17 protein-coding genes are annotated in these 15,718 nt (G+C 65.7%); 6 read left to right on the forward strand and 11 right to left on the reverse strand.

What is annotated here, in order from left to right; all coding sequences use genetic code 11:
- Positions 1 to 297: 297 nt before the first annotated feature.
- The 4 genes from AC1U2B_RS26745 to AC1U2B_RS26760 form a co-directional block, all read right to left on the reverse strand.
- Complete coding sequence (locus tag AC1U2B_RS26745) at positions 298 to 2,001, reverse strand: GAF domain-containing sensor histidine kinase (RefSeq protein WP_480219161.1); 1,704 nt, start codon at positions 1,999 to 2,001, stop codon at positions 298 to 300.
- A gap of 57 nt (positions 2,002 to 2,058) precedes the next feature.
- Complete coding sequence (gene dosR, locus AC1U2B_RS26750; RefSeq protein WP_260938437.1) at positions 2,059 to 2,706, reverse strand: hypoxia response regulator transcription factor DosR/DevR; 648 nt, start codon at positions 2,704 to 2,706, stop codon at positions 2,059 to 2,061.
- A gap of 75 nt (positions 2,707 to 2,781) precedes the next feature.
- Positions 2,782 to 3,639, reverse strand: coding sequence for a universal stress protein (locus tag AC1U2B_RS26755; protein WP_260938438.1), 858 nt, complete (start codon positions 3,637 to 3,639; stop codon positions 2,782 to 2,784).
- A 293-nt stretch (positions 3,640 to 3,932) separates the two neighbouring features.
- The gene (locus tag AC1U2B_RS26760; protein WP_480219162.1) at positions 3,933 to 4,931 is read right to left on the reverse strand and encodes an Acg family FMN-binding oxidoreductase; all 999 of its coding nucleotides are present in this window, start codon (positions 4,929 to 4,931) and stop codon (positions 3,933 to 3,935) included.
- Between the two features lie 241 nt (positions 4,932 to 5,172).
- Between AC1U2B_RS26760 and AC1U2B_RS26765 the strand changes: the two genes are divergently transcribed.
- Entirely contained in the window at positions 5,173 to 6,075 is a 903-nt protein-coding gene (locus tag AC1U2B_RS26765; protein WP_480219163.1) for a universal stress protein, read from the forward strand.
- 119 nt (positions 6,076 to 6,194) lie between these two features.
- Positions 6,195 to 6,377, forward strand: coding sequence for a three-helix bundle dimerization domain-containing protein (locus AC1U2B_RS26770; protein ID WP_480219242.1), 183 nt, complete (start codon positions 6,195 to 6,197; stop codon positions 6,375 to 6,377).
- Here AC1U2B_RS26770 and AC1U2B_RS26775 read toward each other — a convergent pair.
- Genes AC1U2B_RS26775 through AC1U2B_RS26785 form a run of 3 tightly spaced genes read right to left on the reverse strand, consistent with a single transcriptional unit; the run spans position 6,328 to position 8,403 of the window.
- Positions 6,328 to 6,942, reverse strand: a complete 615-nt coding sequence (locus AC1U2B_RS26775) for a phosphatase PAP2 family protein (protein ID WP_480219164.1) — start codon at positions 6,940 to 6,942, stop codon at positions 6,328 to 6,330. The two genes, AC1U2B_RS26770 and AC1U2B_RS26775, sit on opposite strands and share 50 nt — an antisense overlap.
- Positions 6,943 to 6,961: 19 nt before the next feature.
- On the reverse strand, positions 6,962 to 7,957 hold the full coding sequence (locus tag AC1U2B_RS26780) for an NAD(P)H-quinone oxidoreductase (RefSeq protein WP_480219165.1): 996 nt from the start codon (positions 7,955 to 7,957) through the stop codon (positions 6,962 to 6,964).
- A 56-nt stretch (positions 7,958 to 8,013) separates the two neighbouring features.
- The gene (locus AC1U2B_RS26785) at positions 8,014 to 8,403 is read right to left on the reverse strand and encodes a PPOX class F420-dependent oxidoreductase (RefSeq protein WP_480219166.1); all 390 of its coding nucleotides are present in this window, start codon (positions 8,401 to 8,403) and stop codon (positions 8,014 to 8,016) included.
- Between the two features lie 45 nt (positions 8,404 to 8,448).
- On the opposite strand from AC1U2B_RS26785, the gene AC1U2B_RS26790 reads away from it, so the two are divergent.
- From AC1U2B_RS26790 to AC1U2B_RS26800, 3 genes are all read left to right on the forward strand, one after another.
- On the forward strand, positions 8,449 to 9,420 hold the full coding sequence (locus tag AC1U2B_RS26790; RefSeq protein WP_480219167.1) for an NAD(P)-dependent alcohol dehydrogenase: 972 nt from the start codon (positions 8,449 to 8,451) through the stop codon (positions 9,418 to 9,420).
- Positions 9,421 to 9,620: 200 nt separating this feature from the next.
- Entirely contained in the window at positions 9,621 to 9,848 is a 228-nt protein-coding gene (locus AC1U2B_RS26795) for an Rv1893 family protein (RefSeq protein ID WP_260938445.1), read from the forward strand.
- 123 nt (positions 9,849 to 9,971) lie between these two features.
- The gene (locus AC1U2B_RS26800) at positions 9,972 to 10,985 is read left to right on the forward strand and encodes an NAD-dependent epimerase/dehydratase family protein (protein ID WP_480219168.1); all 1,014 of its coding nucleotides are present in this window, start codon (positions 9,972 to 9,974) and stop codon (positions 10,983 to 10,985) included.
- A 1-nt stretch (position 10,986) separates the two neighbouring features.
- On the opposite strand, the gene AC1U2B_RS26805 is transcribed toward AC1U2B_RS26800, so the two are convergent.
- From AC1U2B_RS26805 to AC1U2B_RS26815, 3 genes are read right to left on the reverse strand one after another with little or no spacing between them, the layout of a single operon-like run.
- Positions 10,987 to 12,273, reverse strand: a complete 1,287-nt coding sequence (locus AC1U2B_RS26805) for a H(+)/Cl(-) exchange transporter ClcA (protein ID WP_260972377.1) — start codon at positions 12,271 to 12,273, stop codon at positions 10,987 to 10,989.
- A gap of 9 nt (positions 12,274 to 12,282) precedes the next feature.
- Positions 12,283 to 13,437, reverse strand: a complete 1,155-nt coding sequence (locus tag AC1U2B_RS26810) for an acyl-CoA dehydrogenase family protein (protein ID WP_480219169.1) — start codon at positions 13,435 to 13,437, stop codon at positions 12,283 to 12,285.
- A gap of 46 nt (positions 13,438 to 13,483) precedes the next feature.
- Positions 13,484 to 13,918, reverse strand: a complete 435-nt coding sequence (locus AC1U2B_RS26815) for a three-helix bundle dimerization domain-containing protein (protein WP_480219170.1) — start codon at positions 13,916 to 13,918, stop codon at positions 13,484 to 13,486.
- A 141-nt stretch (positions 13,919 to 14,059) separates the two neighbouring features.
- Between AC1U2B_RS26815 and AC1U2B_RS26820 the strand changes: the two genes are divergently transcribed.
- On the forward strand, positions 14,060 to 14,335 hold the full coding sequence (locus AC1U2B_RS26820) for a hypothetical protein (RefSeq protein ID WP_480219171.1): 276 nt from the start codon (positions 14,060 to 14,062) through the stop codon (positions 14,333 to 14,335).
- Here the strand turns inward: AC1U2B_RS26820 and AC1U2B_RS26825 are convergent.
- Positions 14,310 to 15,677 carry an FAD-binding oxidoreductase gene (locus AC1U2B_RS26825; RefSeq protein WP_480219172.1) on the reverse strand — a complete coding sequence of 456 codons (1,368 nt, stop codon included), beginning with the start codon at positions 15,675 to 15,677 and terminating at the stop codon, positions 14,310 to 14,312. The genes AC1U2B_RS26820 and AC1U2B_RS26825 overlap by 26 nt on opposite strands.
- Positions 15,678 to 15,718 lie beyond the last annotated feature (41 nt).

A 15,718-nucleotide genomic window follows, 5' to 3' on the forward strand; every position in this document is an offset into this window, starting at 1 on the left:
CGCAGAACAAATGGTCGAGATCGATGCGGTGCGGCCTGGATTACGCACACTGCTCTTTCTCATGCATCGATCCTGCAGCCGATCCGACCTGATCGACAGAGCATTACGTCACTTACTGAACGGTTTCGTCCGATGACCACCTGCCGGCAGAACCGGTGCCCATCGGCATTGCCGGCCAAGGACATTGGTCCCTCGTGTCGAGCTGCTACCGAGCGCAGTCTGAGGGTCGATGACGCGCCACGTGGCGCGAGGCCGACCAAGGAGTCCGCAGGTGGCCGGCCGTCCACGCATCACCGATCAGGGTAGAGGCGCCCACCACCGCAGGACAGTGCCGGCGTCGACGCCGGGTACCACGGTCATGTCACCGCCATTGTCTCGCGCCCGCCCGCGCAGGTTCGCCAGACCGCTCTCGGTGATGCTGTCCGACAACCCATGGCCGTTGTCGGCCACTTCGATACGCAAGTCGTTGTCGACGTTCACGGTGACGCTGACCGCGCTGGCCTTGCCGTGCCGGACGGCGTTGCTCACCGCTTCCCGCACAACGGCCTCGGCATCATCGGCCAGGTCCGGCTCGATGACGGACAGCGGGCCGTCGTAGCGGACCGTGGTGTGCAATTCATGGCTGGAGAACGAGGCGACAGCCGCATCGAGCCGCTGTCGCAATCGGGTGGTGGAGGCGGTGCTGCCGTGTAGATCGAAGATCGCCGTGCGGATTTCGGTGATGACTTCCTGAAGGTCGTCGACGCAGTCAGTGATGCGACGCTGCACATCGCTGGACTTGGCACGCGGAATCGCGCCCTGGAGCGTCAGACCAACCGCGAACAGTCGTTGGATGACGTGATCATGCAAGTCGCGGGCGATTCGGTCACGATCGGCCAGCACATCAAGCTCGCGCTTCTGGCGCTGGCTGGCGGCCAGCTGCCAGGCCAGGGCGGCCTGGTCGGCGAACGCGGCCATCGAGTCCAGCTGATCCGCGGTGAAATCCTGCCGGCCCGTGCGCCGCAACACGATCAGGACTCCGATGACGCTCCCTGTGGTGCGCAGCGGGAGCACCAGTGCCGATGCCATGTCGACCGCCAGCGCCTCGGGTAGGTCCGCCGCCCGACAGATCACGGGCGTCCGCTGGTGAAAGGCATGGCCGATGGGCCCGTCGGCGACCGGCGCCTCCAGCGAGGATGCCCGGACATCGCCGACGACATCGATGACCTGCAGTTCGGTGATCTCGTTGCTCGGCGCATCGTCGTCGTCGGGAACCGCTATCAGCGTCGCGTCCGCGTCGGTCAGGGCACGTGCTTCCTCTGCGATCTGACGGAACACCTGAGACGGCTCGGTGCCCGACAACAGGGCGGTACCGATATCGCGCGTGGCCTCGATCCAGGCCTGGCGTTGCTGCGACTGGCGATAGAGACGCGCGTTGTCGATGGCAATGCCGGCCGCCGCGGCCAGCGCTTGTGCGAGCACTTCGTCGTCCTCGCTGAATGGCTGCCCGGATGCCTTTTCGGTCAGATACAAGTTGCCGAAAACTTCGTCGCGGATGCGCACCGGCACACCGAGGAAAGTTCGCATGGGAGGGTGGTGGTCAGGAAACCCCACCGAGGCAGGATGGGTGCGAATGTCTTCCAGCCGAATGGGTTTCGGTTCATCGATCAACGCGCCGAGCACCCCTCGGCCCTGGGGGAGCGGGCCGATCTTGCACCGGGTCTCCTCGTCGATGCCCTCGTAGACGAATTCGACGAGCTCGTGGTCGGTGCCACGCACTCCGAGGGCGCCGTACCGTGCGTCGATCAGCTCGATCGCGGTGTGCACGATGGTTCGCAGCGTCTCGTCCAGTTCGAGACCGGACGTGACGGTGAGCATCGCCTCGACAAGACCGTCGAGGCGGTCGCGGCCCTCGATGATCTGCTCCACGCGGTCCTGAACTTCACTGAGAAGTTCACGCAACCGCAGTCCGGATAGCGGCGCTCGCAGCGGATGCTCGGCACTGCTGTCGTGGCGTGTCACATGGGTGATTCTGCCATCACGGCCGAGGTGCGCCGGGAATATGACGCCGAGTGCGTATCAGTAGTCCGAGCGCTGCGGTCGGTCCAATTTGGATACAAATACCGCTGCCTGGGTTCGCCGTTCCATGCCGAGTTTGGCGAGCAGACGTGAGACGTAGTTCTTCACCGTCTTTTCCGCAAGGAACATCCGTGCAGCAATCTGCTTGTTGGTCAATCCTTCACCGAGCAGGTCCAGCAGCACTCGCTCCTGATCGGTCAGTCCCGAAAGCGGGTCCGACCGCTCGGCTGCGTTGCGGAGCTTGGCCATCAACGCGGCCGCGGCACGATTGTCGAGTAGCGACCGTCCGGCGCCGACGGCCTTGATCGCCTCGGCCAGTTCCATGCCTTTGATGTCCTTGATGACATAGCCGCTGGCCCCTGCCAGGACTGCGTCGAGCATGGCTTCATCGGAGGTGAACGACGTCAACATCAGGCAGCGTAGGTCGGGCAGGCGTGACAGCAGGTCCCGGCATAGTTCGATGCCGTTGCCGTCCGGTAGACGGACGTCGAGGACAGCGACATCGGGCTTGAGTGCGGGAATCTGAGCCAGCGCATGCGCCACGGTTCCGGCTTCGCCGATGACCTGCAGATCAGAGTCCGCGCTCAACAGGTCGATGAGTCCGCGCCGTACGACCTCATGGTCATCGACGAGAAATACTGTGACCATTCCTTGCCCTTCTGAACGCCGCCGGCGTGCTTGTCCGTGTTGAAGTCCTGCTCATGACGATAGGCCAGGCTGCGGCTACAAGCGCTGGTTATGTTGGCAAATCAGTGCCGTGCAGTTCACCTGGGCGGAGCCTGAGCGCGCCGACCCTACGATCTCGCCCATCCCCGGCCTCCGACGTCTGCCGATTACCAGCAGTTGAATCGAATCTGACTGGCGATCAAGATAATTCATGGTGGACCCGTGGATGGCGACGGGGTTGAACTCGATGTCCGGGTTGGCTGTGCGGTGACGGGCGAGGCGTTTGTCCAGACGCGCACAGGCCCCTTCGTCCTTGATCTTCTGCCGATCGTCCGGGTGTGAGTTCTGCCGCGTTGCGAGCACTGTCAGAGGCGCGCCGCGGAGCCGAGCTTCGCTGATCCCGGCATCGAGGACAACGGTGCTGTCCGGGCCTTCGTCGACTTCGACAACGACGTGCCGGGGCCGCGTCGTCGCGTGCTGGCTGCCGCTCCGAACGATGGCTACCGGACACGGCGCAGCCGTGGCCAAAGTCGCCGCGGTGGAACCGAGGCGGTGCCCCGTCGCGTGCGCGATGCCGAGCGAGCCCAGACACAGCAGATCAGCTGATCGGCTTGCGTCCAGCAGAACCTGTGACGGATGGCCTTGCAGGACTTCCCATTCCACTTTGACCGGCTTGTCGGTGGACTCGACGGCGACCAACGCCCGCCGCACGGAAACGTCGGCGCACGCCAAGTCTTGAGCTTCCTGCTGCGGATCGACAGCGCCATTGCCCCGTGGCTCGACCACGTAGAGCAGGCGCAGGGGCACATCGCGACTGACGGCTTCGTCGACCGCCCACAGAGCAGCGTCCACCGACCAGCGTGAGCCGTCTATGCCGACTACGACGGCCGACGACGGAGAAGCTGATTTGTACATCTCCACACTCTCCTGACATCACCGAACTGACTATTCGTCGACGGTAGGTGTGATGACGCTGCCGGCGGCAGGGGAATTGGTCCCTAGTGCCATGCCACAGTGACCCGTCGTGCCAGGCCGGTTGTCCGCGACCATGGGTCCATGTGCTCTAGCGCGCAGCCGGGTGGCTTGCCATCGTCGAACCCATGAAGAAGCAGCTGGCAACCGGCGTCGCACTTGCAGCCGCGCTGTGTGTAACCGCGCGGTTGAGGCGAAAGTGGCGGGCCGGCAGAAGGGAATCGAGCGCTCCGCCGTCAATTCCGATTGTGCGAGCGATCTGGCCGGAAACGGAAGACATCCGACAACTGGCGTCGCGGTGTCGGTGGTGGGACGTCATCCAGGGCTGGAGCGGTGCCGATGCGGACCAACACCTGTGGCAGCGGGTGACCGGTGAGCGTGCTGACGATGTCGCAGGTGGCCGGGTGCTCGGTGATGTGGGTGAGCGTGCAACTCGCTAGGCCCGCGACGGTGGCCTCCAGCAGGATTGCCGACAGGGTCTCGCCGCACGCAAGAATGTCCCCGCGGGTGTCGCCGAGCGCGGAGATCACCACCACAGTGGCCTGGTCATCTCCGGCGTGTTGGCGTCGCTCGCGGGTATTGGTGACCGGGAACGACCGTCCGATGTCAACCCGGTCACTTTCTGCGGCCGACACCAGCGCACTGTGTGGGATGCCCGTCGTGGCGCCGAATGACCCAGTCCACCAGTCCAATTCGGCGTGATAGGCGGCGTCGTACATTCTGAGGACTTCGGCAAGATGCGAGGCCTCTGCAAGATTGGTGCACTGTTGGGCGCTCAAGACGTCGACGTGGGTCGGACGATTGCCCACGGCCAGCCGCAGCAGTTCGTCGAATGCCGACCGATCGTCGACCGCGCCGAACGGAAGTCGGTCGGTGCGTCGGCACAATATTGCGTCTGCGGCACGCCGTTGTGCGGCAGTGACACCGCTGGCCGGCCGGAAGCCGATGTCGGCGAGATGGTGGTGATCGTCCGGGTTGGGAAATCGGTCGACGTTGGTGGTCCAGCCGGCTGCGGCCATCGCCACGCGGAGATGATCCAGTGCTGCGCCGCAACTCAACAGAGCCTGGCGCCCAGAACTGTCGGTGGTGACCAGCCGGTCGGTATCGAGATACAGCTTCAGCGTGGCGGATTCGAGAACCCACTTCCACGGCTGACTGTTGTGGAATGACGGCGCCCGGCAGGCCAGCAGGACCGCGTCTTTGACTTCCTGAAGTGGAATCGAGGTTCTCGTCATGAGATGCCCTTCTCGGCAGCGCGACGTGCATTGTGAAGCCTGCCCCGGTTTGGACGCCTCTCCCAGGGTCGGAAGTCATCAGTACCTCAGCAGCCGGCAGACGGGCCGCCATCCCTCTCACCGCAGGGCATTTTTCGGATCTCGCCAGGGACCTTTGACACTATGCCCGGTTCGTGCGGCGAGGTCAGATGTGACCGGAGGTCAAGCGATCTCAGGGTGGCCGGAATGGAGGATTGCCGCCATGGCACACGGATATCCGATGAACATCCCAGCTTCAGCCGAACCGGTCGTGGTCGGTATCGACGGCTCCAAACACGCGCTGCGTGCGGCGCGGTGGGCTGCGCTCGAAGCGGCGAGTCAGAACACCACTTTGCGGCTGGTCTACGTCATCGATGCAGACGATGCTGAGCGGCAGACCAACATCGACCGAGCACAGCACGCGCTACACAAGGCATGGAAAGCGTTGGCCGATACGCGCATCGACGTCAAACTCGAATCGGAGATTCTTTCCGGCAGCCCGGTTGAATGCCTCGCCGAAGAGTCTCGTCGCGCGTCGATGGTCTGTGTCGGCGACCGCGGAACACATGACACGCCTGATGCCGCCCGTGGATCCACGGCTGCACAGGTCGCCCGGAACGCGCCGGGCACTGTCGCGATCATCCGCCGGACTCACCGTGACTTCGACCATCGCAAGTGGATCGTGGCGGTGTTGGACGAGTCAGTCTCTGCCACCGCCGTATTGAAGGCCGCCGAGGCCGACTCGACATGGCGCAACGCGCCAATTCTGATGTTGGAGCCCTGGTCGCATTCGAGTGAGCCGGTCCATGTCAAGCATCCGGTGCATGCGGCCCTGGAACGGTACTTGAAAGGTACGGAAAGCAGTCACATCCGGTCGGTCACCCTGGCGATGCCAGGGCACCTGAGCGACCTGCTGCGGCAGAGCGCGTGCATCGACCAGCTGGTCATCGTGCCGGGAGACCGCCGCGAGTTGGTGGAGGAGCTGACCAGCCGTCAGATGCGCAAGACTCTGAAGCATTCGGACTGCACGCTGTTGTTCGTCCGGCCTTCTGCCCATGCATCGACTGGCAATGGAGTTGCCTGCCAACAGAGTTCGATCGAGCCATTGACGGTAGGGCAGCGGTGACCCAGGTACTGCACGAGCAGACCCGGTCCACCCGATCGGCAACAGATTGGATTGGCGAGGTTGCCGGGAAACTCGCCCGTCGCGAGGGACGCAACGATGCTGCGCGGGACGTGGAGATCATGGGCTGGTGCCGGGAGGCTGCGACTCAGTTCGTGGACGCTCGCATTCAAGCGTTCGTTCCACTGCTGGTCGAGCGCATCGTCGGCGACCGCATCCGGCGTGATCGTGGCGAACGGGGTTGCCCTCCGGCGGCTATGGCCCGTGCCCATCCCGATGTGTCGAATCTCGAGCCGTCGTGGTGACCAGGCCGCGTAGCGACGTTCTGTCGATCAGTTCGAGTAATCGCCGCAGAAGCGGTCGGAACAGGAAGTATCCGGCCAGGCTGACAACGATGCCGAGTGCCAAGCCCGCAAGGACATCGCTCGGATAGTGGGCACCGACGTAGACGCGCGCAAACGCCATCACCGCCGCGGCCACGGCGGCCACCAGGCCGAGGCGGCGGTTCACCAGCCACAGTCCTGCCGCGACCGCCGCCGCGATGACGGCGTGGATGCTGGGGAATCCGCCGTCGGTATTGCAGTGCAGCACAACGATGTTGCGCGGTGCGTTGCACGGGCGGGTTTCGTTGACGTACACAGCGATCGGGTCATAAACCAACAGGGCGGCCAGCACTCCCAGCGGTGTCCACAGCGCGGCCGCCATCGCCATCGGATTTCCGCCCGTGCGGGCGAGCCACCACCCGCCCAGCCACAAGGCGATGAAAAGGAGCACGCCGTCGTTGGCGTACGCGGTCATCAACGGATGCAGCCACGGGGTGTCGCGGGCGAAATCGTTGATGACGTAGAAGATTCGTACATCGAGGTTCACGGCGGGTGCTCTCGGATCGCTAGTCGGTACCCGGAACGGTGAGCAGGACCTTTCCCACTGTCTTGTCGGAGTCGAGCAGCCGGTGCGCTTCCTGCGCATCGGTGATCGGTACCTCGGCCGCGACGACCGGTGCCACCGCACCGTCAGCGATCAGCGGCCATAGCTGTTGCCGCAGTGCGCTGATGATCTCGGCCTTCGACCCGGGTCCGTCCTCGGGCCGACGACGCAGGTTGGTCACATGCACCGAGCCCCGTTTGAACAGCAGCGCACCGAGATTGAGTTCGGCGACCGCGCCACCCTGCAACCCGATGATGGTCAGGTGGCCGTTCTCGGCCAGGGCTTCCACGTTCTTACCCAGGTAACTACCGCCCATGATGTCGAGAATGACGTTGGCGCCCGAGTACTCCGTGTTGACCACGGCCGGGAAGTCCTGTTCGCGGTAGTTGATCAGGGTCTGCGCGCCGAGCTCGCGGCAGGCATCCAGCTTGAACTGCGTGCCGGCCGTCACCGCCACGTTGGCCCCCAACGCACGGCCCACTTGTATTGCGTGCGTGCCGATTCCGCTGCCGCCGCCATGGATCAGCAGCGTCTGCCCGCTCTGCAGGCCACCGGTCATCACCACGTTCGACCACACGGTGGCCGCGGTCTCGGGCAGCGCGGCAGCGGCAGTGACGCTGACGCCCTGCGGCACCGGGAGCACCTGGGTGGCGGCCACGTTGACGCGTTCGGCGTAGCCGCCGCCGGCCAGCAGTGCGCACACCGCGTCGCCGGGTGCCCAATCCTGCACGCCGGCACCGACTTCGGCGATGTAGCCGGAAACTTCGAGGCCCGGGATATCGCTGGCCCCGGGCGGCGGCGGGTAGAAGCCCATGCGCTGCATGACGTCGGCGCGATTGACCCCCGCCGCCACCACGTCGATGGCGACCTGGCCAGGGCCCGGTGCGGGTAGGTCGTCGACCTCGGCCCACTCCATCACCTCGGGGCCACCATGACCATTGAGTGTTATCGCATACATGCTATTTGCCTCCAGGGACGGGGAATCGCGTCGCGTACCTCTTTCGCGGTCGTTGGTTACCCTCGGGGCGATACCTCTATCGCGAACGATGCCTGCTGACGGCGGGTCAGCCAGACCGCGAATTCGCTCAGCGGCCCCAGCAGCCAATACTTGCGATTGACGATCTTGCGGACCCTCGGGTTGTCGTCGAATCCCAATGCCCGCGCAGTGCCCTCGACAATGGGCGAGCCCGGACGGATCTTCCCGCGAATATCACAGGGCTGCAGGGTGACTGCCGCATTCCGGCGGATGCGTTTGACCTTGTACGCGTCGACCTCCGAGAAGAAATACAGCTTGCCGTCGGCTGGGGCGATCCACACGGGGGTGGACACCGGCGTGCCGTCCTTGCGGTAGCTGGTGAACGACACGTAGTTCGCTCGGCCGACGACATCCCAATCCGGTGTCATGGCGCTCTCCTTTTCGCTCATCCCAACCGAATAGAGTTTTGCGTCATGAGGGCGATGGCGCAACGCAGCTGGAACACCGGGGAGCCGCTCGAGCTGATCGAGCTGCCGACACCGGAACCGCGTGCGGAGGAGGTCCGGGTCAGAGTGCAGAGCATCGGACTCAACCCCGCGGACTGCCAGATGCTCATCGCGCCACCGATGCGGCTGCTGGCAAGAGTGCTCGGACCCAAACCGCCGGTGGTGCTGGGCCTGGACTTCGCCGGAACCGTCGACGCGGTCGGCCCGAAGGTGCGCGACGTCCGGCCCGGCGACCGGGTGGTCGGTAGCACCGACTTCTCGCGCGGACAGCGCGGCTGTTTCTCAGAAGCTGCCGTGGTGCGTGCAGACCAGGTCTGTCATGTCCCCGATGCGGTCGATCTCGATACCGCAGTCGCCCTGGCCATTCCGGGTGTCACCGCCCACCGCACTGTGGTGGACATCGGCCACATCCGCCGCGTCGAGCCATCGCAACGTCGGGTTCTAGTGCTCGGCGCCTCCGGTGCCGTCGGTCAACTCACCGTGCAGATCGCCAAACACGAAGGCGCCGTCGTCGTCGGCGTCTGTTCGACCAAGAACGTCGAACTGGTCAAGGAACTGGGCGCCGACATCGTGCTGGACTACACCCGCGGCGACGTCCTCGAACAAGCCCGGCAGTACGGGCCGTTCCAGATCGTCGCCGACTGCGCCGATGCCTACTCCCGCCGAAAGTGCCTGTCGCTGCTGTCCGCGCAGGGCCGGTACGTGATGGTGTCGATGCACAATGTCGCCGACGCCGTCTACACCCTCATCCCGCCGTTTCAGGCGCGGACGATCCTCGGGCGACCGACCCGCGACCGGCTCGCACCGCTGATGGCGGCAGCCGACGCCGGCCAACTCACGGTGAACATCGCCCAGCACCTGCCGCTGACCAGCCTGCAGGAGGCCGTCGACCTCAGCGAAAGCCACCGGATGACCGGAAAGCTCATCCTGCATCCGTGATTGAGATACGTTGGGCGCCTGGGTATTCAGTGACTGCCGGGCTCTAGTGTGAAAGTGAGCTTGTGTGCCAGTTCCATTCGAAATTTGGCACACAAGCTCATTCTCGACGCAAGAGGCGGGCGCGCAGTCGGTACGTTCCCGGATATCGGGAAGGTTCGGGGTCTACCGTTTTGGCTAACTGTCAACCGGAGGAGATCGCGATGCCGCTCAACCCCAAGGACTCGTTCGACGCGGTCCGTGACGTAGTCGCTCATTCCGTCGAGAAGGCGTCGGACATCGTCGACAACGCGGCTGACATCATCAGAGGTGATGTGGCCGAAGGGATTTCCGGGATCGTCCACAACTCGGTCGACATCGGCACCCATGCGGTCGACAAGCTCAAGGAGATCGTCACCGGAAATGATGGTGATAGTGACGCCGAAGCGTGACACGTTTTTCCAGCGAATAGTTGCTGATCAGGGATAGGGTGCGGGCGGCGATGCTGCCCAGCGACCTTGTCAGGGTCGTCGCCAGACCAACGCTGGCCGACGAGTCCCTGGGAAGGACGGAAGATGAAGGTTCTGGTGACCGGAGGGACCGGCTACGTTGGTGCGCATATCGTCGCGGCGCTGATCCGCGATGGACACGACGTGCGAATGCTGGTCCGCCGTGCCGAGCAGGTACCGATATCGCTTGAACCGCTGGATGTTTCGGTCGATGACATCGTGGTCGGGGACGTACTGGATGCCGATGTCGTGGCGGCGGCTCTCGACGGCGCGGACGCGGTGGTGCACGCGGCCGCCGTGTTCAGTCTCGACGCGCGCCGGGCGACGGAGATCACCCGGACCAATCTGCGCGCCACCGAACTGGTGGTGGGCGGGGCAGTGGAGCGCGGTCTCGATCCCATCGTGCACATCTCGTCGACGGTGGCACTGACCTGTCGCGATGGCGGCGGACCCGATCTGCCGCTGGGTGACGTGGATCTGCCGTACGCCAAGTCGAAACGTGAGTCAGAAGTACAAGTTCGGGCGCTCCAGTCGATCGGGGCGCCGGTGGTGTCGGTGTATCCCGGCGGGGTGTTCGGGCCGCACGATCCGTACCTGGGGACGCAGGCTGAGCTGTTCATGTGGATCATCAAGGGGCGCTTGCCCGTATGGCCGACCGGCGGCGCCCACTATGTCGACGTCCGCGACGTCGCCAACGTCGTCGCCGCCTGCATGGTGGCGGGTCAAGGGCCGCGGCGTTACGTGGTGCCCGGTCATCACCTCGACGGTGACCTGATGCACGGGACCCTGCACAAGATCACCGGGCGGTGGCTGCCATTCGTCAGTACACCCACCATGGTGGCCAAGCCGTTCACTCAGCTCGCCGAACTGCTCAACAAAGTGCTGCCGGATAGCATCCACCTGCCCGCGGACGTCGAGACCGTCGAACTGGCCGAGCGGGACACCCGATTCGACACGACGGTGACCACCGAGGAATTGGGCATCGTGGCCCGACCGTTCGAAGAGACCGCGCGAGACACCCTGCTGTGGCTGATCGACATCGGTGCGCTGGCAAGCAGATACGCCGGCAACCTCCGCTGAGCTATGGCGTAGCAGCCGCTGTGGCAGCCCGGTCGGTGAGCAGGTCGTAGATCGGGCGTGAGCCGAGAGCGATGGCGACCAGCAGCGCCGTCGCGCAGGCACCGAGCATCGGGGGCAGCTGGTTGGTGCTGCCGGTGAGTTCGGTGGCGAGGATGAGGCCCGTCACGGGCGCCTGGACGCTGGCGGTGAAGAACGCAGCCATCCCGATGAGGGCGAGTGCGGCCGGGCTGGGCGCGGAATGCGGCGCCAGGTGGGCCGCGATCAGGCCGACGATCAATCCGACGTCGGCGCCGAGCACGAGCATCGGGGCGAACAGACCGCCCGGTGTGCCCGCGGCATACGACACCACACCGAGGACGAACCGCAGCACCAGCACCGCGGTGACGGCACCGATGGCGCCGTGGCCGAGTAGTGCTTCCTGCGTGAGTTGGTCGCCGCCGCCGGCCAGATGGGGGGAGTACCAGACCAGGACCCCGACGCCGGCACCGATGAGTGCGGCGCGGACCTCGACCGGCCAGCGGCTGGTATCGGCGGTGCGGAGGCCGAACATGATGGCCTTGTTGTAGAGGACTCCCAGGACGCCGGTGAGCACGCCCACGGCCAGCACCCAACCGGAGCCGGCCAGCTGCGGATCGGCCAGCGCCGGCACCTGGAACTCGCTGCCCGAGCGGACGAACGGGTAGGCCGCCATGAATCCGGACGCGGAGGCGACCAGCGTGGCGACCGTGGTGCGCGGATCGAAGCGTTTGACGAGCTCCTCCAGCACGAACACCCCGCCGGCGATCGGGGCGTTGAACGCGGTCGCCAAACCGGCGGCCGCTCCGGCGGCGGCGAGAATGCGCAGGTCAGCTTGGGAACGGCGCGTCGCCGACGCCACGATGATCGCGATGGAGCCACCCATCTGCACTGACGGCCCTTCGCGCCCGAGGGCGAGGCCCGACCCGAGGGACAGCAGCCCACCGACGTACTTGATGGGCAGGATTCTGAACCGGCCCGGCTCGGCGCGGCCGGCGACGACGGCCTCGACGCGGGGGATGCCACTGCCCTCGGCGTTCGGTTCGACGCGGCGAACCAGCGAGGCGGCAGCCGCGGTGCAGACGGCGCAGATGGCCACGACGACGATGGGACCCCACCAACTTTCGTGGGACCAGTGCGAAAGGGAGGCGCGCCACTGCGTCGCGTAGTCGAGCAGCACCCGGAAGCTGCCCGCCGCCAAACCCGTCAACGCCCCGACCACGGCCGCGGCGAGGACGAAACCGAGTGTGTCGGCGGCGCGTACCCTACGCATCACAATCCATCACAGCCCACCGCGGGCGACCAACTGCGCTGCGATCACGTTGCGCTGGATTTCGTTGGTGCCCTCTCCGACGATCATCAACGGGGCGTCGCGGAAGTAGCGTTCGACGTCATATTCGGTGGAATAGCCGTAGCCACCGTGGATTCGGACAGCGTTGAGCGCGATCTCCATGGCGATCTCGGATGCGAACAGCTTGGCCATACCGGCTTCCATGTCGCAGCGTTCGCCGCTGTCGTAGCGCTCGGCGGCGTACCGGGTCAGTTGACGGGCGGCCGTCAGTTTGGTGGCCATGTCCGCCAGGTAGTTGCCGACCGACTGATGCTGCCAGATCGGCTGACCGAAGCTCTCGCGCTCCTGCGCGTACTTGAGCGCGTCCTCCAGCGCCGCGGTGGCGACGCCGAGAGCCCGTGAGGCGACCTGAATCCGGCCCGTCTCAAGGCCTTTCATCATCTGCCCGAAGCCCTTACCGGGTTCGCCGCCGAGGATCGCCGATGCAGGTATGCGGTAGCCGTCGAATGTCAGCTCACAGGATTCGACGCCCTTGTAGCCCAGCTTGGGCAGATCGCGGGACACCGTCAGGCCGGGACCGTGTTCGACGAGCACCACCGAAATGCCTTTGTGCCGTGGCTCTGCGGTCGGATCGGTCTTGCACAGCAGCGCGATGAGGCCTGACCTGCGCGCGTTGCTGATCCACGTCTTGGCGCCGTTGATCACCAGGTCGGGGCCGTCCAGGCGCGCGGTGGTCGACATGTTCTGCAGATCCGAGCCGCCGCCGGGCTCGGTGAGGGCCATGGTCGCGCGCAGCTCGCCCGTGGCCAGGCTCGGCAGATACGCCTCCTTCTGCGCCTCGGTGCCGAACAAACCGATGAGCTTGGCCACCACGGTGTGGCCGCCCATGGCTCCGGCGAGGCTCATCCAGCCGCGTGAGAGTTCTTGTGTCACTTCGACATAACACGGCATCGACACCGGTGAACCGCCGTACGCCTCGGGGATGGCCAGCCCGTAGATGCCGATCTGCTTCATCTGCTCGATCCACGCCTCGGGATAGGTGTTGGCGTGTTCGACGTCACGCACCGTGGGCTTGACGTCGCGGTCGACGAACGCGCGCACGGTCTCGACGAGCATGGCCTCTTCGGCCGTCAGATGAGTGGACACGGGCACTACCTTGCCAGGGTGCCGCCGCTTCTGGATGCCGGTCGAGCTAGGCGAGTTTCCGGTGTGCGGCCTGCTCGACGAACAGCGGGATGAAGTCCCGCACAGCGTGATCGTGGAAATCGGCGTGAATGCGGCGCACGACGGCCGTCACAGTTCTGGGGTCGATGTTCGGGTAAGTGATGCTCAGCTGGGCCACCAGCGCATCGATGGCGGCGTATTCGGCCACCCGCGCGGTGACCGGGTCAACGTCGGCCGGGGACTCGGTCCGGTCGATTTCCAGGTGCTCGATGGCGAACGCGTCGAACGCGGCGACCACCCGTTCGGGGGTGGCATCCGGGTGCTCGCGGGCGAGCACGTCGATCGCAATCCAGCAGGTCGGGCCCAGGATGGTGGTGGGTGGCGGCCGTTGTCCCCGCGTGATGGCCGCGGTGAGCAGATCCCGGAAGGTCTGCTCGGTGAGGCTCATGGGTGCTTCGGACATGAGAGCGACTGTACGGATCGTTGGTTACCTCCAGGCGACGCGCACGTGAGATCGACTTTTCGGGCCACGCTGTGGGACAACCGGGGTCGACCGACGCCGTCCGCCCGCAGAATCTGAGCAATTCTCAGCGAAGGAGCACGGATGTACCTGCATATCGACCCCGCCCAGGTCCCACCGGTCGTCGAGGTGCGGGAACCAGACGATTTCACGGCCTTCAAGGTGGTCATCGAGGTGCCCGAACACGCGTGGATCGCGCCGGACGTGCTGACCGAGCTGGCCGGCCGCGGCGATGACGACGAGTGGCGGCAGCACCTGGGCGGAATGCTGGCGTACGCAGCGGGCAAGGGCTGGTGCGACGACGCCGGACGGGTCCGGGCCCACGTCGAGGTGACTACCGCAGTACCGCACCAGGGTTGAGGATGCCCTGCGGGTCCAGCGCATCCTTGATGCGCCGGGTCAACGCCATGACGTCGTCGCCGAGCTGACTGGGCAGCCAGTCCCGTTTCAGGCGTCCGACGCCGTGCTCGCCGGTGATGGTGCCGCCGAGCCCGATGGCCAGCTCCATGATGCGCGCGAACGCGCGCTCGGCGCGGTCAGTGGCATCGGGGTCGGTGGGGTCGTACACGATGATCGGATGGGTGTTGCCGTCCCCGGCGTGCGCCACCATGTAGATCTGCACGTCGCACGTACCGGCGATGTCCTCGACCCCGGTGACCATCGCGGGCAGTTGGGGTATCGGCACGCCCACGTCCTCCAGCAGCAGGCTGCCGAGTTTCTCGACCGCGCCGAACATGCCGCGGCGGGCCGCGGTGAACGCCGCCCCTTCGGCCGGGTCGTCGGTGGCGAAAACTTCTGTGGCACCGCACTTCTCGCAGTTGGCGATGATGGTCGCCACTTCCTCGGCGGCGGCCCCCGGCGCGTCGGACTGCATCAGCAGCATGGCTCGGGCAGACCGGTCGAGGCCCATTCGCAGGTGGTCCTCGACGGCGTTGATACTCGCGTGGTCCATGAATTCCAGCATCGCCGGGCGGATTTCGGCAGTGATCGCGACGACGGCGTTCGCGGCGGCGGCGACGGAGTCGAACACGGCAACCACCGTCGAGGCGGGTGGCTGGGCCGGGATCAACCGCAGCGTGAGCTCGGTGATGACACCGAGAATGCCCTCCGATCCGATGAACAGCTTCGTCAAGGACAGTCCCGCAACGTCTTTCAGTAGCGGCCCGCCGAGCCGCAGCGCCGTGCCGTCGGCCAGCACGACCTCCATGCCGAGCACGTAATCACCCGTGACGCCGTACTTCACGCAACACAGGCCGCCCGCGTTGGTCGCGGCATTGCCGCCGATCGAGGAGATGTCGATGGACGACGGGTCCGGCGGGTACCACAAGCCGTGTCCGGCGGCCGCGCGCTTGACTTCGGTGTTGGTCAGGCCCGGCTGAACCACCGCGGTCCGGGTGGCCGGATCGATCCGGATGTCCCGCATGCGTTCGGTACTCAGCACCACCGAGCCATCGACGGCGTCGGCGCCGCCGGACAGGCCCGACCCCGCGCCGCGCGGCACCACGGCGATGTGGTTTTCGGAGGCCCACCGCAGCACGTGTTGCACGTCGGCAGTGCTGGCGGGGCGCACCACGGCGAGCGGAGTGCCGGCGTTCGGGTCGGCCGCTGAATCCCGGCGGTAGCGCTCGATGATGTCGGGGTCGGTGATCAGCGCGCCGACCGGCAGGGCATCGGCGAGACGGTTCAGCGCGGCGGCGTGCATCGTCGGACTGTATCGACAGCGGGACTGCGATGGGCCGAACT

It is taken from the genome of Mycolicibacterium sp. P4_G11 (assembly GCF_056555145.1).

What these genes read in the sequence shown, in the direction of transcription:
- AC1U2B_RS26780 (WP_480219165.1), bottom strand. Translation starts at nt 7,957, where the DNA reads ATGTATGCGATAACACTCAATGGTCATGGTGGCCCCGAGGTGATGGAG.
- AC1U2B_RS26795 (WP_260938445.1), top strand. Translation starts at nt 9,621, where the DNA reads ATGCCGCTCAACCCCAAGGACTCGTTCGACGCGGTCCGTGACGTAGTC.
- AC1U2B_RS26820 (WP_480219171.1), top strand. Translation starts at nt 14,060, where the DNA reads ATGTACCTGCATATCGACCCCGCCCAGGTCCCACCGGTCGTCGAGGTG.
- AC1U2B_RS26790 (WP_480219167.1), top strand. Translation starts at nt 8,449, where the DNA reads ATGAGGGCGATGGCGCAACGCAGCTGGAACACCGGGGAGCCGCTCGAG.
- AC1U2B_RS26805 (WP_260972377.1), bottom strand. Translation starts at nt 12,273, where the DNA reads ATGCGTAGGGTACGCGCCGCCGACACACTCGGTTTCGTCCTCGCCGCG.
- AC1U2B_RS26800 (WP_480219168.1), top strand. Translation starts at nt 9,972, where the DNA reads ATGAAGGTTCTGGTGACCGGAGGGACCGGCTACGTTGGTGCGCATATC.
- AC1U2B_RS26825 (WP_480219172.1), bottom strand. Translation starts at nt 15,677, where the DNA reads ATGCACGCCGCCGCGCTGAACCGTCTCGCCGATGCCCTGCCGGTCGGC.
- AC1U2B_RS26815 (WP_480219170.1), bottom strand. Translation starts at nt 13,918, where the DNA reads ATGTCCGAAGCACCCATGAGCCTCACCGAGCAGACCTTCCGGGATCTG.
- AC1U2B_RS26760 (WP_480219162.1), bottom strand. Translation starts at nt 4,931, where the DNA reads ATGACGAGAACCTCGATTCCACTTCAGGAAGTCAAAGACGCGGTCCTG.
- AC1U2B_RS26785 (WP_480219166.1), bottom strand. Translation starts at nt 8,403, where the DNA reads ATGACACCGGATTGGGATGTCGTCGGCCGAGCGAACTACGTGTCGTTC.
- AC1U2B_RS26765 (WP_480219163.1), top strand. Translation starts at nt 5,173, where the DNA reads ATGGCACACGGATATCCGATGAACATCCCAGCTTCAGCCGAACCGGTC.
- AC1U2B_RS26755 (WP_260938438.1), bottom strand. Translation starts at nt 3,639, where the DNA reads ATGTACAAATCAGCTTCTCCGTCGTCGGCCGTCGTAGTCGGCATAGAC.
- AC1U2B_RS26770 (WP_480219242.1), top strand. Translation starts at nt 6,195, where the DNA reads ATGGGCTGGTGCCGGGAGGCTGCGACTCAGTTCGTGGACGCTCGCATT.
- dosR (WP_260938437.1), bottom strand. Translation starts at nt 2,706, where the DNA reads ATGGTCACAGTATTTCTCGTCGATGACCATGAGGTCGTACGGCGCGGA.